The 19642-nt window shown below is 64.2% G+C and carries 16 protein-coding genes; 7 read left to right on the top strand and 9 right to left on the bottom strand.

Features of this window, described 5'->3' with window-relative positions; translation table 11 throughout:
- Positions 1-4 precede the first annotated feature (4 nt).
- Together AB4Y77_RS06675 and AB4Y77_RS06670 are read left to right on the top strand one after the other, a co-directional pair.
- A complete protein-coding gene (locus AB4Y77_RS06675) occupies positions 5-1432 on the top strand; it encodes a DUF58 domain-containing protein (protein WP_442013358.1) in 1428 nt (475 codons plus the stop codon).
- Entirely contained in the window at positions 1429-3930 is a 2502-nt protein-coding gene (locus AB4Y77_RS06670; protein WP_442013357.1) for a transglutaminase TgpA family protein, read from the top strand. The genes AB4Y77_RS06675 and AB4Y77_RS06670 overlap by 4 nt, the downstream gene beginning before the upstream one ends.
- A 106-nt stretch (positions 3931-4036) precedes the next feature.
- Here AB4Y77_RS06670 and AB4Y77_RS06665 read toward each other — a convergent pair whose 3' ends face one another.
- Complete coding sequence (locus AB4Y77_RS06665) at positions 4037-5518, bottom strand: NAD-dependent succinate-semialdehyde dehydrogenase (protein WP_442013356.1); 1482 nt, start codon at positions 5516-5518, stop codon at positions 4037-4039.
- Positions 5519-5678: 160 nt separating this feature from the next.
- On the bottom strand, positions 5679-6554 hold the full coding sequence (gene rsmI / locus AB4Y77_RS06660; protein ID WP_442013451.1) for a 16S rRNA (cytidine(1402)-2'-O)-methyltransferase: 876 nt from the start codon (positions 6552-6554) through the stop codon (positions 5679-5681).
- 125 nt (positions 6555-6679) lie between these two features.
- Between rsmI and AB4Y77_RS06655 the strand changes: the two genes are divergently transcribed.
- From AB4Y77_RS06655 to AB4Y77_RS06645, 3 genes are all read left to right on the top strand, one after another.
- A complete protein-coding gene (locus AB4Y77_RS06655) occupies positions 6680-8497 on the top strand; it encodes a phospholipid carrier-dependent glycosyltransferase (RefSeq protein ID WP_442013355.1) in 1818 nt (605 codons plus the stop codon).
- 10 nt (positions 8498-8507) lie between these two features.
- Positions 8508-10340, top strand: coding sequence for an AMP-dependent synthetase/ligase (locus tag AB4Y77_RS06650; RefSeq protein ID WP_442013354.1), 1833 nt, complete (start codon positions 8508-8510; stop codon positions 10338-10340).
- Between the two features lie 155 nt (positions 10341-10495).
- Positions 10496-10984 (top strand): hypothetical protein, encoded by a 489-nt coding sequence (locus AB4Y77_RS06645; RefSeq protein WP_442013353.1) that lies wholly within the window; start codon positions 10496-10498, stop codon positions 10982-10984.
- Here AB4Y77_RS06645 and AB4Y77_RS06640 read toward each other — a convergent pair.
- The gene (locus AB4Y77_RS06640) at positions 10981-12180 is read right to left on the bottom strand and encodes a TIGR01906 family membrane protein (RefSeq protein ID WP_442013352.1); all 1200 of its coding nucleotides are present in this window, start codon (positions 12178-12180) and stop codon (positions 10981-10983) included. The two genes, AB4Y77_RS06645 and AB4Y77_RS06640, sit on opposite strands and share 4 nt — an antisense overlap.
- A gap of 139 nt (positions 12181-12319) precedes the next feature.
- A complete protein-coding gene (locus tag AB4Y77_RS06635) occupies positions 12320-13312 on the bottom strand; it encodes a stage II sporulation protein M (RefSeq protein ID WP_442013351.1) in 993 nt (330 codons plus the stop codon).
- Between the two features lie 107 nt (positions 13313-13419).
- Between AB4Y77_RS06635 and AB4Y77_RS06630 the strand changes: the two genes are divergently transcribed.
- Positions 13420-14223 carry an RDD family protein gene (locus AB4Y77_RS06630; RefSeq protein ID WP_442013350.1) on the top strand — a complete coding sequence of 268 codons (804 nt, stop codon included), beginning with the start codon at positions 13420-13422 and terminating at the stop codon, positions 14221-14223.
- A gap of 107 nt (positions 14224-14330) precedes the next feature.
- On the opposite strand, the gene AB4Y77_RS06625 is transcribed toward AB4Y77_RS06630, so the two are convergent.
- The 5 genes from AB4Y77_RS06625 to AB4Y77_RS06605 form a co-directional block, all read right to left on the bottom strand.
- Complete coding sequence (locus tag AB4Y77_RS06625; RefSeq protein ID WP_442013349.1) at positions 14331-15176, bottom strand: pentapeptide repeat-containing protein; 846 nt, start codon at positions 15174-15176, stop codon at positions 14331-14333.
- A gap of 198 nt (positions 15177-15374) precedes the next feature.
- Positions 15375-16595, bottom strand: coding sequence for a L,D-transpeptidase (locus AB4Y77_RS06620; RefSeq protein WP_311213172.1), 1221 nt, complete (start codon positions 16593-16595; stop codon positions 15375-15377).
- 119 nt (positions 16596-16714) lie between these two features.
- A complete protein-coding gene (ahcY, locus tag AB4Y77_RS06615) occupies positions 16715-18193 on the bottom strand; it encodes an adenosylhomocysteinase (RefSeq protein WP_089594190.1) in 1479 nt (492 codons plus the stop codon).
- Positions 18194-18238: 45 nt separating this feature from the next.
- A complete protein-coding gene (locus tag AB4Y77_RS06610; RefSeq protein ID WP_311213170.1) occupies positions 18239-18457 on the bottom strand; it encodes a Trm112 family protein in 219 nt (72 codons plus the stop codon).
- Between the two features lie 144 nt (positions 18458-18601).
- Positions 18602-19000 (bottom strand): DUF3499 domain-containing protein, encoded by a 399-nt coding sequence (locus AB4Y77_RS06605; RefSeq protein ID WP_311213169.1) that lies wholly within the window; start codon positions 18998-19000, stop codon positions 18602-18604.
- Between the two features lie 121 nt (positions 19001-19121).
- Between AB4Y77_RS06605 and AB4Y77_RS06600 the strand changes: the two genes are divergently transcribed.
- Positions 19122-19640: a metallopeptidase family protein gene (locus tag AB4Y77_RS06600; protein ID WP_311213168.1), complete on the top strand. Its 519-nt coding sequence runs from the start codon at positions 19122-19124 to the stop codon at positions 19638-19640.
- Positions 19641-19642: the final 2 nt, after the last annotated feature.

The following is a 19642-nucleotide window of genomic DNA, read 5'->3' as shown; positions in this document are numbered from 1 at the left end:
AGGAATGGCGCTCGTGGATCGGCTCCCCAAGCACTTGTTTACCAACCGTGGCTGGGGATTGCTGGCGGCCGGAGCCGTCTCGCTCGGGTGTGCCTGGGTCATGGGCAGGCGGGATCTCCTGACGCTCGCGGTCTTGTTGCTTGTCCTGCCGCTGGTGGCCCTCGCCGGGGTCCGGGTGTTGAAGCCAAAATTCCAGGTGTACCGGGAGTTCAATCCTTCCACCGTGGAAACTGCCAGCACCACCACCGTTCGTTTGGCCGTAGCCCGATCCTCGTATTCCACGGGGCACGTGATCATGGAGGAGCAGTTGCCTCCCCGCTTCGGCGAACCACCGGCGTTCCGTTTTCCGGCCCGCTCAGCGTCCGGAGGCACCAGCCGTTACGAATACCATCTTCGCTCCGGCAAGCGCGGACAGTTCCGCATCGGCCCGGTCACGGCAGAGTTCAGTGACCCGTTCGGCTTGTCGCTGCGGCGGCATGCCATCGACGACGGCGACATCCTCACCGTGACGCCGGCCGCCGTCGAACTTCCCGTCACCGGGCTTGCAGGTGCGCGCGGCAACGATGGCGTGACGGCCACACGCATCAGGGCCAACCCCAGCGACGACGACATCATGACCCGTGAGTACCGGCACGGGGATCCCATGCGCCGCGTGCATTGGGCGGCTACGGCACGCCACGGACAGCTGATGGTCCGCCAGGAGGAATCGGTGACTACCCCGGAAGCCACCCTCATCCTGGACCAGCGCTTCACAGCTTTTGCCGCAGGAACAGGTTCCATGTTCGGAGCCCATGACGAGGACTCCGACTTGGTCACCGGCCCCGGCTTTGAATGGGTGGTGACTGCAGCGATGTCCATTGCGGCACATCTGGCGGAGTGGAATTACTCGTTGCGGGTGCTGGATGTTTTCGGGAGCCCGGCGTTCATCCGTTCGCGATCGGCGCCGGAGCCGGATACCGAAGAGTTCTCGGGCATCGGAGGCTTGCAGGCCATCGCTGAAGGACTGGCCGCAATTGAACTCAGCGGTCCCCGGCATGTCCGGGCGGAGCATCACAGGGCAGACACCGCTACGGGTCCAGCTACCTCGGAATCCGCCGATGCTGTTTTCGATGACCGGCTCATGGATAAGCTCGCTGCCCACCGCCTTCGCGGCCCCCTTCTTGCGCTGCTGGGCACGCTGACTCCCGCTGAAGCCAAGTCCCTGGCCCCCGCGGCAGCCTACGGAGCCAATGCTTTCGCCCTGATGGTCACTGACGCCGCCCGGAACAATGACGACGTCCTGGAGATCCTGCGCCTGGCCGGTTGGCGCGTGGCCGTGGTGACGTCCAGGACCCAACTGGCGGCTGCTTGGTCCTCCTTTGACGAAGGGGGAATCGTGGCCGCGGCAGGATCAGCCATGGACGTCCGTCGTGGGGCGGCGGTGCCCCGATGACTGCCACCTCCCACCGCGGATCCCCTGCCCCGGTCCAGCCCGGCGGAACGTCCGGCCAAAAGCCCTCCGGGTCCTCGCGGCCGCAAACCCCGGGGCCCGGGCCTTACCCCTGGGTCATGGCGGGCTCTATCGTTGTTGCCGTTCTGGGCGCTGCCTTGTCCTTGAACGGCGTCCTCAGGGGCTGGGCCTGGTTCATGCCCCTGATCACCACGGTGCTGGTTGTCGCGCTGACCTTGGCTCTTCTTCGGGCACTCCGGGCCCAGCCACTGTTGGCCACCCTTGGTTCCTTTGCCTCACTCGCGGGGATTCTCAGCTTCACGTTCTTCCGGCAGGAAAGCCTGGCGGGTTTCATCCCCACGGCCGGGACCTTCACCGCCGTCGGACGCCTTATCAAGCGTGCTGCCGAGACGGTGGTCTCCGAAAGCGCCCCTGTGGCGCCCAACGCCGGAATCGTGTTCGTCGTTTGCGCCTGCCTGGGACTCCTGGTGATCTTGATCGACGCGTTGGCAGTTCCCTTGGCGATGCCCGCGGCCAGCGGCATCGGGCTCCTCGCGGTCATGGTGGTTCCAGCCACCATCAAACCCCAGAGCGTGGGCATGGCAGGCTTCGTCGGCGCTGCTCTGGGATATCTGCTGATTCTCGGATGCAGCCACTGGTTCGCCCCTGACGCCAGGCTCCAGTCCGGTTCCGGGCGGGGTGCCGGCCAGTTCAGGCGTTCACTGGTCACAGGCGGCCTGGCGCTGGCCCTGACCATGGTGGTTCCGCTGGCCATCCCGGGATTCGAGACAGGGACCTTCCCCCAAGGATCCCGGCTCAGTCCGTGGGGCACTTCCAACGGGCTCAATCCCATGATCACCCTGGGCAACAGCCTCCGGAGCCCCACAGGATCGGGCCGCATTACTTACGCCACGAGCGCCAGCGGGCCGCTGTACCTGAGGTCCGTCACCATTGACCACTTCGACGGCGAAACCTGGGCCCCGGACGACCGCTCGGCCCAGCGGCGCGCGGGCGCCGACAGGATTGAAACCGGATACTCCGTCCAGGCCGAAGTAGTGAACACGGTGACGTCCGTGAATGCCGGCCTGTTCACCAGCCCCTACCTCCCTGCCCCGTTTGCGCCTGCATCAGTGAACGGCCTCAATGGGCGCTGGACCTGGGATCCGGCGACCTTGAGCATCATGAGCACCGAGACCACTACCCGCGCGCAACGGTATGTGGTGTTTTCCGGCGCCCCCAAGATCACGGCAGACTCCCTGTCCCAGGCCACAGCAACTCCGCAGGGCATTTCAGAGGACTTCCTCCGGATTCCGGGCAACCTGCCTGACATCGTGCGGCAAACGGCCGATTCCGTCACGGCGTCCGCGGGGAGCAATTACGGCAAGGCCTTGGCCATCCAGAAGTACCTGCGCTCCGGGGAGTTCACCTACTCGCTGCAGGCGCCCGTGCAGAACGGGTATGACGGCAATGGGCTCTCCGTCCTGGCCGATTTCCTGGCCGTGAAGAGCGGCTACTGTGTCCATTTCTCCTCCGCGATGGCCGTCATGGCCCGGGCTGAAGGTATTCCGAGCCGCATCGCCGTGGGCTACGCACCAGGCCGGCTCACGGGCGAGTCCGTGGCGTTGGTCGGCCAAGGTTCTTTCCCTGAGTACGAGGTAGACGCCCGGGATGCGCACGCGTGGCCCGAGTTGTACTTCGAAGGACTCGGTTGGGTTCCGTTTGAGCCCACTCCTTCGCGCGGAGTGGTTCCCGAGTACGCCACGGAATCCTCTGTTCCCAGCAACCTCAGCACCAACGCGGACGAGAAAGAAGTCCTGACCACACCGGCCCCGGCCACACCCGCCCCGGTTCCACTTCCTGGCGTGGAAACCCCGGCGACGGGTTCCCCCAGCGTGAACCCGCTGCCGGTCATCGGCGGGGCCGCCGCCGCCGTGGCGCTGTTGCTTGCCTTCCTGTGGTCTCCGCGGCTGAGCAGGACCATCCTGCGGCGGCGTCGCCTGAACCAAAAGCCCCCGGATGAGGACGACGCCTTGCAGCCCGGCTACAAGGATCCGGCCCCGGAGCTGGCCTGGGCGGAACTGCAGGACCTGGCGACGGACTACGGTTTATCCTCGACGCCCAGCGAAACGCCGCGGCACTTCTCCACCAGGCTTCGCTCCAGTGCCGCCCTCGGAGAAGCGGGTGGAATGGACGACGCCGCCCACGTGGCGGTTGCCTCGCTCACCTCGGACTTCGAACGGCAGCGTTATGGCCGCCAGGTGGGACCAGCGGCGACACCAGCAGCGGCGACGCGGATCGCCGTCGTGCGTGAAACGTTGCGCAACAACGCCCGCTGGCTGGTGCGCTTCCGCGCCGACTGGCTGCCGCCGTCGATGATGCGCCGGTGGGTCCACGCGCTCGGAGCGCCGTTCCGGGCGGTGGGCTCGCTCGCTACGGCTGTTGGGCGCGGGCTCGCGCGGTGGTGGAGGACGCTCCGCGGCGTGCTTCCACAACGGCGCTAACGCGACAGCAAGGGCCCGGCCCCCGGAACTTGTGGTTCCAGGAGCCGGGCCCTTGCGTGTCTCAGCCGTTCTTGTTGCGAGAGCGGCGGACGGGATCCAGTACGGCCTAGTCGGCGTACGGGTCCGCGATACCTACGTACTGGGTGTAGAGGTACTCTTCGATGCCTTCGGATCCGCCTTCGCGGCCCAGGCCGGACTGCTTGACGCCACCGAACGGTGCGGCTGCGTTGGAGATGACGCCGGCGTTGAGGCCGAGCATGCCGGTCTCGATGCGTTCGCTGATGCGCAGGCCACGGTTGAGGTCCTTGGTGAAGACGTAGGCAACCAAGCCGTATTCGGTATTGTTGGCCAGCCGGACGGCGTCGTCTTCGGTGGAGAAGGTGATGATCGGCGCTACCGGTCCGAAGATTTCTTCCTGGAGGATGCGGGCATCGGCTGCGACGTTTTTCAGCACGGTGGGCTGGTAGAAGTAGCCGGGACCCTCGACGGCGGCACCACCGGTGACGGCTGTGGCACCTCCTGCTACGGCTTCGGACACCAGGGCGTGAACGCCGTCGCGGGCCTTCCCGTCGATGAGCGGGCCCACCTTGGATTCGGGCTCAGTGCCGCGGGCGGTGGTGAGGGAAGCGATCTTGGCGGCGAACTTCTCCGCGAAGGAGTCGGCGATGGACTCGTGCACAATGAAGCGGTTCGCTGCGGTGCAGGCCTCGCCCATGTTGCGCATCTTCGCGGCGATAGCGCCCTCAACGGCCTTGTCCAGGTCGGCGTCTTCGAAGACGACGAACGGGGCGTTGCCGCCCAGTTCCATGGAGGTACGCAGGACCTTGTCTGCGGCTTCGCGGATCAGGGCCTGGCCCACCGGGGTGGAGCCGGTGAAGGAGATCTTGCGGAGACGGTCATCCTTGATCAGCGGGCCCGTGACGGCGCCGGCGGTGGAGGTCTGGATGACGTTCAGGACACCTGCGGGGAGGCCGGCTTCCTGCATAACCTGTGCAAAGAGCAGGCTGGTCAGCGGGGTCAGGTTCGCGGGCTTGAGCACCATGGTGCAGCCCGCCGCGACGGCGGGGGCTACCTTGCGGGTGGCCATGGCCAGCGGGAAGTTCCACGGGGTGATCAGCAGGCAGGGGCCCACCGGCTTCTTCTGAACGAGGAGGCGGTTCTTGCCGTCAGGTGCTGCGGAGTAGCGGCCGGAGACGCGGACCGCTTCTTCCGAGAACCAGCGCAGGAACTCGGCTCCGTAGGTAACTTCACCGCGGGCTTCGGCCAGGGGCTTGCCCATTTCCAGGGTCATCAACAGCGCGAAGTCTTCGGCGCGTTCGGTGACCAGTTCAAAGGCCCGGCGCAGGATCTCGCCGCGTTCGCGCGGCGCAGTGCGAGCCCAATCGGCCTGGGCGGCAGCAGCGGCGTCGAGGGCGGCAGCGCCGTCTTCAGCGCCGGCGTCGGAGATGCTGAGCAGGACCTTGCCGGTGGCCGGGTCCTCAACATCAAAGGTCTTTCCGGATCCGGCCGGGCGCCACTGACCGTTGATCAGCAGGCCGGTGGGGACGGAAGCCAGCAGTTCGCTTTCGCGTTCAACCGTGACAGTCATGGCGACTCCTTCGTCTTGGGTGCTTTGGAGAATTGCACCACGGGGGTTCGTTGCCGGAAGTGGCGTGAATTACTGCCACGGTACTGCCCCGCGAGAAGGAGTGTCTACGCCTTCACGCACTGCCATGCAGGCGCCAAATTGTGCAGCTGCACAGCGCGGATCAGCGGGCTGCGAGTACCGCCGAGTACAGCTCCCGCTTGCTGACGCGGGCATCGTCAGCCACTGCTGCCACGGCTTCCTTCAGGCGGATGCCTTGGGAAATGAGTTCGTTCACCGCTGCCACGTGGTCCTCGGGTTTACCGGGCTCCTGTTCAGGCGCACCACCCACCACCACCGCAATTTCGCCGCGGACTTCGTTGTTCTCTGCCCACTCCAGCAGTTCGCGCAGCGTTCCGCGAATGACTTCCTCGTACGTCTTGGTCAGTTCACGGCACACAGCCACACGGCGCTCGGCTCCAAACCGCTCGCGCAGTGCCCGGAGCATCACTTCAAGCCGGTGCGGGGCCTCGAAGAAGACCATGGTGCGGCGCTCGTCTGCGAGGTCGGCGAGGCGTGAGTTCCGCTCCCCCGATTTACGTGGCAGGAATCCTTCAAAACAGAAACGGTCGGTGGGAAGCCCGGAGAGTGCCAGGGCTGTCAGCACGGCAGACGGGCCCGGGACGGCCGTGACGGTCAGGCCCGCAGCAACAGCGCCCTCCACCAAGCGGAACCCGGGGTCCGAGACGGCGGGCATTCCAGCGTCGCTGACCATGAGGATGGTCTTTCCGGCGCGAACATGGTCCAGCAGTTCGCCGGTCTTGGCCACCTCGTTGTGCTCGTGGTAGCTGATGACCCGTCCGGAGACCTCAACGCCCAGGGCCGTCACCAGCCGGTGCAAACGCCGGGTGTCCTCAGCGGCAACAATGTCCGCGGTGGCCAGGAGTTCAATCAGCCGGGACGATGCGTCGCCTACGTTGCCGATCGGGGTGGCTGCCAGCACAATCCTGCCTACACCCGGAGTTGCGCCGGCACCGGCAGCAGGAACTGCCTCGTCCAGGTCGTCGCTGAAGGGAGCCTCATCCGGGGTGCTGCGCTGTTCGTCCACCTGCCAAGCCTAATGCCGCGGTGCCTCCAACACCGCACCTCAACGCTGCGGCAAGGATGGAAAGGTAGCATGGGCGGGTGAACCAGTCGCCCGTTCCTGCCACCACTTCCGGAACTCCTGTGGCGTCCCCTGCAACCGGTGGATCCGATGCGCCAGCTGCCGCAGGCAGCGGCGGGCAACCATCTGCCCGGCCCACGGGGGACGTGACGCGATCGCGGCGGACCGCAGCATTGGAGGACACCGGGGCAACGCCGCTCCCTGGCCGAGGGATTGAACACCACCGGTGGATCGCCCGGCCAACCGAGGCTTACACAGCGCAGGCTCTCAGGGAGCGCCTGATCGGCGGGATCCAGAGCTGGCGTGACTACCCGGCCTCGTTGCGACTCTGGTTTTGGCTGATTCCCACCATCACTGCCGTGCTGGGCGGCATTCTCCGGTTCTTCCGGTTGGATGCTCCGCACAGCCTGGTGTTCGATGAGACGTACTACGTCAAGGACGCCTATTCCTATTTGCTGAGCGGCTACGAGCGCAGCTGGCCCGCCAACGCCAATGACTCCTTCAATGCCGGCAACCCGAACGTCCTGCTCAACACCCCGGAGTACGTTGTGCATCCGCCGGTGGGCAAGTGGATGATCACCTTTGGCATGTGGCTGTTCGGCGGTGACAATCCTTTCGGTTGGCGCTTCGGTGCAGCACTGACGGGGACCCTGACCGTTTTCCTCGTCTCCCTCATCGCTTTGAAGCTCTTCCGTTCGCACACCCTCGGCGCCGTTGCCGGGCTCCTGCTCGCCATTGACGGCCACCACCTGGTGCTCTCCAGGACGGCTTTGCTGGACGTCTTCCTCGCATTCTGGATCCTCGCCGCCTTCGGCGCCCTGCTGTTGGACCGCGACGACGGCCGCCGTCGTCTGGCTTCCCGCCTCGCCGCGCAGGCGGCTGCTTCGCCGCGGGGCCGACCATCCCCCACGCAACTGGTGGCCGGCCCCTGGCTCGGAATGCGCTGGTGGCGCCTGGTTGCCGGGATCTGCCTTGGTCTGGCTGTGGGAACCAAATGGTCAGCGTTGTTCTTCGTGGCCGCCTTCGGCCTGATGACGGTCCTGTGGGACCTGAACGCCCGGCGCATTGCCGGCATCCGCAGCTGGTTCAGCGCCGGCATCCTCAAGGACGGCCTCTTGGCCTTCGTCACCATCATTCCGGTGGCGGCTTTGACCTATGCGGCTACGTGGACGGGGTGGTTCCTATCCAAGGACGCCTACTATCGCCAATGGGCCGCCACGAACCCCGCCGCGGGTTGGGATTGGCTGCCCAACTCCGTGCGGTCCCTGGCGCACTACCACCTTGAGGCATACAAATTCCATCAAGGCCTCAGCTCGGACCACCCGTATGAGTCCAGCCCGTGGACCTGGCTCCTCATGGGCCGGCCTACCTCGTTCTACTACCAAACACCAAAGCAGGGCACTCCGGGCTGCGTGGTGGAGACCTGTTCCTCGGCCATCCTGCCGGTGGGTAATCCGGTGGTGTGGTGGGGCGGGACCATCGCCCTGGTCATCCTGTTGTTCTGGTGGGCAGGCAGGCGGGATTGGCGCGCGGGTGCCATCCTCGCCGGAGTCGCCGCGGGATATCTCCCGTGGTTCATGTATCCGGAACGCACCATGTTCATCTTCTACGCTGTGTCTTTCGAACCGTTCCTGGTGCTTGGCTTGACCTACGTCTTGGGCTTGGTGCTCGGCCGCAGCACTGATCCTCCCTGGCGGCGACGGTCCGGGCTGTATGTAGTGGGCCTGATCCTTGTCCTGGCGGTCCTGGCAACAGCGTTCTTCTATCCGGTCCTGACCGCGGATGTGATCAGCTACCAGGAGTGGCGGATGAGAATGTGGATGCCATCGTGGATCTAGGAGGCAAGCAGTGAGGGAAGCCAGCACGGAGCTTCTGGTCGAGGCCCACCCTGACACCAACGTGACCGACCTCCTCCTGGAACGCTGCGCCAAGGATCCGTTCGGCATCCTGTACGCCCACAAAACGGCGAACGGTTGGCTGAATGTTTCCGCGGCCAGGTTCCTTGCAGATGTCACTGCCCTCGCCAAAGGACTGATCGCTGGAGGCCTCAACCCTGGCGACCCCGTAGCGGTCCTCTCCCGGTCCAGTTTCGAGTGGACGTTGGTGGACTTCGCTATTTGGATGGCCGGCGGCGTGACAGTGCCCATCTACGAGACGTCGTCCCCGAGCCAAATCGAGTGGATCCTGGCCGATTCGGGCGCCCGGCGCATCTTCGTGGAAGACACGGCCAAAGCCGACCTGGTGCACGCCTTGGTGAACCGGTCCAACGCACTCGGGGACGATCCCGTGGCGATCATGCGGATGGAGCACGACGGCGACGCCCCCAACCTGACCAGCGTCTCCGCCGTCGGGGTCGGCATCATGGACGCCGAGCTGGAGCGCCAGCGCAGCGCAGCGAATCTCTCCGACATCGCCTCGATCGTCTACACCTCCGGAACCACCGGCAAGCCCAAAGGCTGCGAAATCACCCACGGCAACTTTGTCCTGGTGGCACTGAACGTCATCCCGTTCCTCCCGGAGCTGCTGATGCAGCAGGGGGCGCGGACGCTGATGTTCCTGCCGTTGGCTCATGTCCTCGCCAGGGCCGTCCAAGTGGTGTGCCTCACCGCGGGGATCACGCTCGGTCACAGCGCGGGCGCCAGTGGACTGATGGCAGACCTCAGTACTTTCAAGCCCACCTTCCTGCTCGCCGTGCCGCGCATCTTTGAAAAGGTCTACGCCGGTGCCGGCCACAAAGCCGCCATGAGCGGAAAGTCGGCGCTCTTCTCCGCAGCGTCAGCAACCGCTGTGGAATATTCGACGGCGGTGGACCTCGCCGCGCGTGGGCAGGGACCCGGTCCGGGGTGGCTTTTGGGCATGAAGCACGCCGCGTTCAACAAGCTTCTCTATCCCAAGGTGCGCGAGGTTTTCGGCGGCGATGTGGGCTACACGGTTTCCGGTGCCAGTCCCCTGAGCCTCCGTGACAACCATTTCTTCCATGGTGCCGGCGTTCCTGTACTGGAGGGCTACGGGCTGACGGAGACCACTGCCCCTTGCACCGTCAACACTCCCAGCATGACCCGTATCGGTACAGTCGGGATTCCCCTTCCCGGCACCACCATCCGGGTGGCCCGGGACGGCGAAGTACTGGTCAAAGGCATCGGTGTTTTCAAGGGGTACCACGCCAATGAAGCGGCCACCGAGGCTGCGTTTGTTGATGGCTTTTTCCGTACCGGCGACCTCGGCGAACTCGACGCCGACGGCTTCCTCACCATCACGGGCAGGAAGAAGGACCTCCTGGTCACTGCCGGTGGCAAGAACGTGGCCCCCGCACCTTTGGAGGAGAAGCTCCGCGAGCACCCTCTGGTGGGCCAGGCCGTGGTGGTGGGCGACGGCCGTCCCTTCGTCGCCGCACTGGTGAGCCTGGACCCCGAGGGACTTGCCGACTGGTGCGCCGAGAACAAGGTCGGTGATTTGTCACCTGCCGAAGCGGCCGGCGACGATCGTGTGAAGGCGGCCGTTCAGTCCGCAGTGGATGAGGCCAACAAGCTCGTCTCCGCGGCCGAGTCCATCCGGAAGTTCGCGTTCATCACCGCCGAGCTCAGTGTCGAGTCCGGGCACTTGACGCCGTCGCTCAAACTGAAGCGGGCCGCTGTGGTCAACGACTTCCCGGCTCTCGTGGAGAAGCTCTACGCGAAGTAACGGCACCACCTCGATCGCATCGAATCACCACCTAGTTCGCGCTTTTCACCACCTAATTTCGCCAGAATCGCCACCTAATTCACTGTTCCCTCATCTAAGGGTCCTTGTTCCGGCCGTAGCGTTGCCCTCACGAACCACACGTTCAGGGGGACCTCATGGCAGCAACTTCAGCAGGGCCGGCACAGGCGCTTTACTATTCCCGCGCCAGGGCCAGCATGGTTCCACAAATTCTGGGGCTGGCATTCATAGCCTTCGGCACACTCTTCATCATTCTGTCGATAGTCCAACAGCGAATCGATTTCCTGCTGGTACCGCTAATTACTTTCCCGGTGGGATCCCTGGTGGCGTTCATGAGCGTCACCGTCAGGGTGGACGAACACCGCGTCGTGATCGTCTTCTGCGACGTTTTCAAACGGACAGTGTCCAGGGCTGATATTGCCGCTGTCACCACCGACAACACTGCCGGGGCCAGCGGATATGGATATCGCATCATGGGTCCAGGAATGGTCGGCTATTTGGTCGGAGGGCCCGAAATCAACATTGAAATGAAGAACGGGAGGGTCGTCGTCGCCAGCACAGACCGCCCTGAGCAGCTCGTTCGTGTTCTGACGCCCCGGAGTACGCCGGGGAGCCAACTCCGCTAGCGCTTGGAGTCAGCTGATTCTCTGCCGAGGTTTTCGGCATCATCTGTGGCAGCGTCATCGTCCGAGACCTGGGCTTGATCAACCGTTGTGTCAGCACCCCGACGCCGCTTGGTGGGCCACGTGAAGATGAACGTCACTGTAGCTACTAGGAACACCAAGGCGCCGATGACGATGCCTGCGTCTACCCAGAACTGTCCCGGGAAGAGCCGGATGAGGGTGTCTTCCAACGAGAACGTCCAAGTGCCGTTGGCGAAGAAGATCCGGTGGAACTCGGTGAAGAACTGCTGCCAGCTCAGTGCCGCCAGGACAGCGAGGCCAATGATGATGACCAGCGTGACGATGGATCCGGCAAAGAGGCCTCGACGGATTCCGCCGTTGCTGCGCTTTCGCAGGTACAGGATGGCGATGATGCTCAGGATGATGAGCAGCAGCCCTGCACCGAAGGACGACAGGATGACCAGCTTGACGTCAGCCATGTGCGCCACTTCGCTGTCCTTGAAGAGCTTGGCACCGTCTTGGTGGACCAAGCCACCCAGGTAACGGGGACCCGCCCAGTTGCTGAGGTAGTCCACGGCGTACGAGCCGTACGTCATACGGTCATCGGTGCTGAACCCGTAGCCGTCACCCGGGAAACCCGGCCGGTTGTACTCCACCCACAGGAACAGGGGGCTGGTGACCGCCCGGACGGCGAGCACCAGGAGGATCACCGGGTAGAAGACGGCCAACAGAACCTGGAAAACCCGCGGTCCGATTGGCTTCACTTTTGCGGCTTGCTCGCGTTCCGCGTTGCGTCGCGCCACTTCGTCCTCCGGGGGTCGGACCTGAAGGGCCGACGTCGGCAAAGGTTCCGAATAGTGCGACGCCTGCTTCTCAGCGGAGTTGCCCGCAAGAGTGTCAGCGAACAGCGGGGGTTCGGGCTCGACGTCGGCCGCTTCGGCAGCTTTCCGGTCGGCGCGGCTTTCAGGCTGACCGCCTGCCGGCGTCGCAGTAGTGGGAGCAGCCCCCGTGGTGGAAGGCGTCGTCGCTGATGCCGGCTCCGCTTTACCCGGCGTGGGCGTAGGCGCAGCCGTCGTGGCGGGAGCCGCCGCAGAGGCACCACCGGAGGTCTTCGGCTTCATCCAGTCGAAGGCCGGTTCGTTGGGGTCCTCGTGGACGTCCGTGTCCGGTTCTTGTGGTTTTGGGCTCTTGTCGCTCACAGCGGTTTCACTTCCGTAGGCATCCACCGGCGAATGCGTACTGCCGGCTCTCTTGTCTGCATTCGAGCCTACCGCCCGGCCTTCCGCCGACACGCTGTGCCACCCCGGCTGCGCCCAGATCGAAACGTAACTGTAAGGTCTACGCAGCGATGCTGCGATATCCGGCGTCGTTCGCGTCCAGGTCCCCGGTAACACCGGTCCGGGCCGCCCTGCCACCAAGCACCAACGTGTAGACCCAATACGCGGCCAGAACCACGGCACCGATGGTGATCTTCGCCCACACGGGCAGCGGACTGGGCGTCACGAATCCTTCCACCATGCCGGAAACCAGCAGGACCAATACCAACCCAAGCGCAATCGTGATCAGGGAACGCCCCTCGTCAGCCACAGCCTGCAGCCGTTTGCGGGGCCCGGGCCGCACCATGGCCCAGAAGATTTTGAGGCCCGCTGCGCAGGCGATGAACACTGCAGTCAGTTCCATCAGACCGTGCGGAAGGATGTAGCTGAAGAAGACGTCCATCTTCCCTGTCGCCAGGAAGAGGCCCGCGGCGATGCCCAGGCCTTGGGCGTTCATGAACAGGATGTACGGCACCCAGAATCCGGTGACTCCGAATGCCACGGCCTGGGCAGAAATCCAGGCGTTGTTGGTCCACACGGCGCCGGCAAACGAGGCAGCCGGGTTCTCCGAGTAGTAATCAATGAAGTCTTCGTCCACGTACTGCTGGATCCTGGCATCACTGCCCACGGCCCTCAGAGCCTCCGCCGACGTTCCAATCCACAGGGCGTACGCCCCTGCCACCACCACGAAAGCCAGTCCGCACCACACGGTCAACCAGCGGATCCGGTAGAACGCCGCGGGCAAGGCGATGACGAAGAACCGGGCCAGGTCCTCCATGAAATTCGAGCGCGCCCCGGTGAACCGGGTCCGGGCCTGCGCCAGCCCTGCGGACAGCGTGGCGGACAACGCTGTCTCCGGAGCCACTGAGCGGATCAGGGACAAATGCCCTGACACTGTCTGATAGAGCCGCAACAGCTCATCGGCTTCGGCTCCCGTGAGACGGCGCTTATGCGCAAGAAAATGAAGCCTGGACCATTTGTCCCCATGTACGGCCGAGAAGGCGTCGATGTCCACGGCACCACCCTAGCGCCTGAGTCCACGCACGGGGTGGGTCCCGCCGCTAGACTCGGTGATGCGGGCACGCCAAGCGCCCGCAGCGTTTGCGAGGCATGGGGGCTGGCATGAGTTCAATCATCACAGGCGAGGCAGTGGTCCTCGAGCTGCGACCGGCATCCTTTGCTGCCCGCGCGCTGGGCCTCATCCTCGACGTCATCTCCCAGGTAGCCCTCGCGATACTCCTGATCATCCTCATCAGCATGGCTTCGGAGGATCTCGACGACGCCGCGATCCGTGCACTGATCCTCAGCAGCGTTGTGTTCTCCATCGTCATTGTTCCCGTTGCCGTTGAAACCCTCACCCGCGGACGATCCCTGGGAAAGCTCGCAACAGGACTTCGCATAGTGCGCGACGACGGCGGTTCCATCCGCTTCCGGCACGCCGTCATCCGGGGGCTGCTTGGCGTCCTTGAGATCTATCTGACCTTCGGCGGCCTCGCGATCGGCGTGGCACTGTTCAACGACAAATCCAAGCGCCTCGGCGACATCGTGGCCGGCACCTATTCGCTCCGCCAGAGGGTACCCTCAAAACCGCGCATCATGCCTGTGGCACCGCACTACCTCCAGGCCTGGGCGACCATGGCGGACATCGGCAGGGTCCCGGACGCCACTGCACGAAGGGCCGGTACCTTCGTGCAGCAGGCCTACCTCATGGCCCCTGCATCCCGGGTCAACATGGCCACGGCCATCGCCTCCGAACTGGCCAAATACGTGGCCCCTCCCCCGCCCTCCGGAACCATCCCCGAGGACTACATCGGGGCAGTCCTCGGGGAACGGCGCAACCGCGAACTTGTGCGCCTGCGCCAGGCGGAGAAGCGGAACGCGACCGTAGGCGAGCGACTACAAAAGCTGCCGTTCACTGAAGGTTAGTGCCCGCCACCGGCTGAAGCCGGGCGGCCGCCGTCCTCTGCCTGCTCGCTCATTCTTCGCTTGGACGCAGGCTGCCGGATACCGCCCACCAGCCGATTACCGCTGCATCAGCCAAATCTCCAGTGATCCGGTTTTGTGAGTCTTTGTGGCAGGAGGGTGGTGGGGTCGCCTTCGGCGGCGGTGATTTGGGGTTGGGTCAGGTACAGGGCCTTTGAGAGGTCCGCGCCGTGGAGGTGGGTTCCTCGGAGATCGGCTCCCAGGAGGTCGGCTGCCGTGAGGTCGCTGTTCCTGAGATTTGCTCCTATCAGGTAAGCACTGCGGAAGTTGAATCCGCAGAGGCGTTGGTTCGCCAGGTTCGCGCCCATCAGGTCGGCGCCGCTGTGTTCACCGTCCAGGTGAGGGCCGTCGTCGGGCGTTTGCGTGTCCTCGGCTCCGTAGGAAGCCCGTAGTTCCTCGCTGACGTCCATCAGGAGGGCCCGCGCTGCTTCATGCAGGGTTTCGACGTCGGTGTTCAGGATCGCGGTTGCGTCGCCTTGGGCGATGGACGCTATGCGCCCGGACAGATGGCCTGCCGCTGAAGCGAGATGGGGGTCGAACGTCCGTTGTTGGGCTTCGGCCAGGTACCAGAGCATTTCGTGGAGTTGCCTCACCACCTTGAACGCGGCGAACATCAAGGATGTGGACGAGGGGTTGTCCATCCAGCTGGTACCGCCAAAGGTGTGCTGGGAGACCACTTGGCCTGCGCCGAAGCAATCGAAAACGGTGCAGCCGCGGAATCCGCGCGGCCGGAGGCGTTCATGGATGGCGCAGGAAAAATCGGCGGACATGTTCGGGCATGGCGTCGCCGCTGGTTTGTCGATGGCGAAGTCAGCCGAGCGGGCGAATCCCAGGGCTGTACAGCAGAGGGCAAAGCAGTTGCCGCAGTCCGGGCGAAGGGTTGGTTGAAGAGTCATGTGTGCTCCAGGTGATGAAAGAGGGTCCGGTGGGAAGAGCCGGGGAACCCGCTGGCGGGTTCCCCTCAGGGACACCCGGAATCACCGCGGAGGGCAGCACAAAGTGAAGGGCCAACACGTGGTCGGCACAGGAAATGTGGGTCAAAGAGCGCAGGAAATAATCACTGCCATCATCGTAACCGCTGGACTAGCGCTGGACTAGCGCTGGGCGTAGCTCGCCCAAGGGATATTCCAGTCCCCGAAGCCCTCCAGTGGCTCAACTGCGGGGGCTCCGGTGTTGAGGATCTGCACGACGTCGCCGGTCTTCATATTGTTGAAGAACCAGGCAGCATCCGCTGGCAGCAGTCCCACGCAACCGTGCGAAACGTTGGCAACCCCGATGGAGCTCCAGGCCGCTTCAAGGGCCTGATGGACATAGACGCCGGACCAGGTCAGCCGGTTGGCGTACTCCACCACCAGCGGCGGGTAGTAGCCTTTGTCACCCGGCTTCAGGCCAATGGTCCCCGCGTTGAAGTTGGAGTGGCGTTCCTGCTCCATGATCACGGCGTAGCCGGTAGGAGACAACCAGTCTTCGCCGCCGAGCGACACAGGCGCAGTGTGCACCAACTGCCCGTCCGAGTACACGTTCATGGTCTTGGTGTTGTCATCCACCACGGCCACGCGCTGAGGGCCGGTAGTGAACGTCGACACCACATCAGCGTTGCCGATCATCTTGTTGCCGAAGTCGACGCCCAGGAGTTTCATGTCCACCGTGACAGTGGTCCCCGAAGCCCAGAAAGCTTCGGGACGGATCCGGACCTTCGTGTCCGAATACCAATGCCACGCCACTGGTTGGCCGGAGGACACCGTGATGGCCACGCGCTTCTCCATGGCTGCTTTGTCCACCACGGGCTCGCTGAAGTTGATCTCGATCGGCTGGCCTGAACCGGCAGTGGTTCCGTTGCGGGGGTAGATGGAAGCGTCCGCCTCATAGGCCGCGGAAACGGTGGTGAAGGTCTGGGTTTTCTTGGTTTCCTTCCCGGCGGTATCCACCACTGTGAAGGAATAGTTGTACTGGGTCTTGAACTTCAGTACTTCCGAGGTGGTCCAGGTGCTTCCATCCGGGCTGGTCTTGCCCTGGACGGCCGTGCCGCCGGCCGCAGGAGCCAGGACGACGTCTTTAACCTTGCCGTTGACTGCTTTGATCTGAGGGCCCACCACAGGATTCCACTCGATGGCACCGTCCAGCGGGGTGATGCCCAACTCCACGGGCTTGGCTTCCACCGTGGGCGTGGGAGAGGCCGCAGCACCGCCGTCCTGCGAGGAGCCGGCCAGCAGTCCAGGCACGGTAACTACGCCGATTCCGCCCACGGCAATAGCGGCGCAGATCCCTGCGATGGCAAGGATCTTGCCCGTCTTCCGTTTGGCGACTTCCGTCATGGTTTCCGTCTTCCTGTCCCCCGGCAAGCAATACTGAACACCCAATTCTAGCCGAAAGGCCGGGCCACGCTGGTCGCGTGTCCGGCCTTTCGCCATCGATTTGGGTAGTGCTGGCCCGCTTAGTAGCGGTAGTGCTCCGGCTTGTAAGGACCGGCAACATCCAGGTCCAGATAATCGGCCTGGTCCTTGCTGAGTTCTGTCAGCTCTACGCCCAGGGCGTCCAGGTGGAGCCGCGCCACCTTCTCGTCGAGAATCTTGGGAAGCACGTAAACCTGCTTGCCGTACTCGCGTTCGCCGGCGGGCTGGTCCTTCTTGGTCCACAGCTCAATCTGCGCGATGGTCTGGTTGGCGAAGGAGTTGCTCATCACGAAGGACGGGTGTCCCGTGGCGTTGCCCAGGTTGAGCAGGCGGCCCTCGGACAGCACGATGATGGACCGCTCGGAATCCGTACCCTCTTCAAACACCCATTCGTGGACCTGGGGCTTGATCTCCACTTTCTTGACACCGGGGATCTTCGCCAGCCCGGCGATGTCGATCTCATTGTCGAAGTGGCCGATGTTCCCAACGATCGCCTTGTTCTTCATGCCCAGCATGTGCTCGGCCATGATGACGTCCTTGTTGCCAGTGGTGGTGATGAAGATGTCACCCTGGGCCAGAACCGTCTCCAGTTTGGCCACCTGGTAGCCGTCCATGGCGGCCTGCAAGGCGCAAATGGGATCGATTTCGGTGACGATGACGCGGGAACCCTGGCCACGCAGGGCCTCTGCAGCGCCCTTGCCGACGTCGCCGTAGCCACAGACAACAGCCACCTTGCCACCCATAAGGACGTCAGTAGCACGGTTGATGCCATCGGGAAGGGAGTGGCGGATGCCGTACTTGTTGTCGAACTTGCTCTTGGTAACGGAGTCGTTGACGTTGATGGCCGGGAACAGCAGCTTGCCCTGTTCGGCCAGCTGGTAGAGGCGGTGGACACCAGTGGTGGTTTCTTCCGTGACACCCTCGATGCGGGCAGCCAGGCGGGTCCACTTCTGCGGATCAGCTGCCAGCGTCCTGCGGAGGAGGTCCAGGATGAGGACGTATTCTTCCGGGTCTTCCTCAGTGGCGGTAGGAACGGCGCCAGCGGCCTCGAAATCCACGCCCTTGTGCAGCAGCAGCGTGGCGTCGCCGCCGTCGTCGAGAATCATGTTGGGACCCAACTCCGGGTTGGTGTCAGCGCCAGGCCAGGTGAGGATCTGCTCCGCGGTCCACCAGTATTCCTCCAACGTCTCGCCCTTCCAGGCGAAAACCGGAACACCCTGCGGATCTTCCGGGGTTCCCTTACCGACCACGACGGCGGCAGCGGCTTCGTCCTGGGTGGAGAAGATGTTGCAGGAAGCCCAACGGACCTCAGCGCCCAGGGCCGTGAGGGTCTCGATGAGGACCGCCGTCTGTACGGTCATGTGCAGGGAGCCGGCAATGCGGGCGCCCTTGAGCGGCTGCGAAGCACCGAATTCGGCGCGGAGGGACATCAGGCCCGGCATCTCGTGCTCGGCAAGGCGGATCTGGTGGCGACCAGCCTCCGCAAGGGTGATGTCAGCCACTTTGAAGTCGAAAGTCATGGAAGTCCTTAGGGGTGCCGTGCGGATTGAAAGAAGAAGTGTGGGTCAGGCCTTGGAATCGTGCTGGCCGGAGGTGGCTGCATGGGCCGCAGCGAGGAGCTCCGGCGGCAAGAGCAGCGGGATACCGTCCTCGATTGCGTAGCGGAGCTTTTTACCGGTTGAGTCTTCAGCGGTGGAGACCAGCTCCTCGCCCTCCTGGACCAGCGGTGAACCCGTCACGGGGCAGCGCAGGATGGATAACAGTTCAGGACTGACCTTTGGCATGAATGATGCTCCCTGGGTGGCGCCGTCATGGCGCAGGTGGCGGATGTTATCTGCAGATTCCAGACTACCGCGCAAGATCAGCCTGTTTGGAGCAGGGCGACGAATTGCGTCCGAAGCAGAAATGGGACACCACAGTGGGCCGGGTCAGGACGGTTCGCGGAGGATGCGCAGGTGGCCGCGCCGGGTTCCCTCGATTGCTGCAGGCGGCTCCATCTGACCGTGGCTCTGCCGGGCAGGTGTTTCGGGAGCCGCTGACGCCGCCTCGCGGACGGCATTGGCAAGGGCCAGCAGGTCGTCGGGCCCTGGTTCAGGCGGCGTGGCTGGCATCGCCAGGCGCAGGACTTCCCAGCCACGCGGAACCGTCAGGCTCGCTGCGTGCTGCGAGCAAAGATCATAGGCGTGCGGTTCGGCATACGTGGCCAAGGGACCAAGGACGGCGGTCGATTCGGCGTACACGTACGTCAAAGTGGCCACCGCGGACTGGCGGCAGGCTGATCTTGAACATTGACGAATAGCACCCACAACATCCCAGATTAGCGCCATTTGGCACCAGTGTTGCGCATTGGCTGCCCGTGCCTCCCTGAACCCGGCGGCTGGTCACCAACTCCGGCGCGGTGCAGGCCATGATGTCGCGCTGGCGGTTCCTCGGGACTAAAGTCGATATATGCAGTCACAGCCACATGTTCCCGGATTCAGCATCCGGTGGACTGACGCCGATGGCGATCAGGCAGAGCAACACGCCGGTTCGGGTGTGCGCGGTTTCCGGCGGCGCCGGCGCAACCGGCATGGGCGGGGACTGCGCGGAGAACTGATGCTCCCCAGCCTTCCCGGCTTCCGCACCCGGGCAGAACGCTTCGATGACATGGTGCTGGACTCCGCAGAGCGGCTTCAGGACATGTGGGGCAAGCAGCTCGACGGCGTCCTTTTTGCCGTCGACGAGATCCCGCCCAATTTGGAACAACTTGTCGCCATGGGAAGCACGGCTCCCCTGGGCTCGTATACGCCCGGTGGCCGCGGCGAAGCCCCCATGATCACGGTGTACCGCAGGGTGGTGGAGCAAGGCTGCAACACCCGCGAGGAACTGCAGGACCTGGTGCATGACGTCGTAGTGGAGTACACCGCTGAAATGCTGGGCGTACCCCCGGAGACACTGGATCCCGTATACCGCCGCAGATATCAGTAACG

It is taken from the genome of Paenarthrobacter sp. YAF11_1, from assembly GCF_052113445.1.
Taxonomy (GTDB): domain Bacteria; phylum Actinomycetota; class Actinomycetes; order Actinomycetales; family Micrococcaceae; genus Arthrobacter.
Note: the sequence above shows the minus strand (reverse complement) of the source record. Positions and strands in the feature narration are given on the sequence as shown.

What these genes read in the sequence shown, in the direction of transcription:
- ahcY (WP_089594190.1), bottom strand. Translation starts at nt 18,193, where the DNA reads ATGACTTTCGACTTCAAAGTGGCTGACATCACCCTTGCGGAGGCTGGT.
- AB4Y77_RS06670 (WP_442013357.1), top strand. Translation starts at nt 1,429, where the DNA reads ATGACTGCCACCTCCCACCGCGGATCCCCTGCCCCGGTCCAGCCCGGC.
- AB4Y77_RS06620 (WP_311213172.1), bottom strand. Translation starts at nt 16,595, where the DNA reads ATGACGGAAGTCGCCAAACGGAAGACGGGCAAGATCCTTGCCATCGCA.
- AB4Y77_RS06605 (WP_311213169.1), bottom strand. Translation starts at nt 19,000, where the DNA reads ATGGCGCTAATCTGGGATGTTGTGGGTGCTATTCGTCAATGTTCAAGA.
- AB4Y77_RS06630 (WP_442013350.1), top strand. Translation starts at nt 13,420, where the DNA reads ATGAGTTCAATCATCACAGGCGAGGCAGTGGTCCTCGAGCTGCGACCG.
- AB4Y77_RS06675 (WP_442013358.1), top strand. Translation starts at nt 5, where the DNA reads ATGGCGCTCGTGGATCGGCTCCCCAAGCACTTGTTTACCAACCGTGGC.
- AB4Y77_RS06610 (WP_311213170.1), bottom strand. Translation starts at nt 18,457, where the DNA reads ATGCCAAAGGTCAGTCCTGAACTGTTATCCATCCTGCGCTGCCCCGTG.
- AB4Y77_RS06600 (WP_311213168.1), top strand. Translation starts at nt 19,122, where the DNA reads ATGCAGTCACAGCCACATGTTCCCGGATTCAGCATCCGGTGGACTGAC.
- AB4Y77_RS06625 (WP_442013349.1), bottom strand. Translation starts at nt 15,176, where the DNA reads ATGACTCTTCAACCAACCCTTCGCCCGGACTGCGGCAACTGCTTTGCC.
- AB4Y77_RS06665 (WP_442013356.1), bottom strand. Translation starts at nt 5,518, where the DNA reads ATGACTGTCACGGTTGAACGCGAAAGCGAACTGCTGGCTTCCGTCCCC.
- AB4Y77_RS06645 (WP_442013353.1), top strand. Translation starts at nt 10,496, where the DNA reads ATGGCAGCAACTTCAGCAGGGCCGGCACAGGCGCTTTACTATTCCCGC.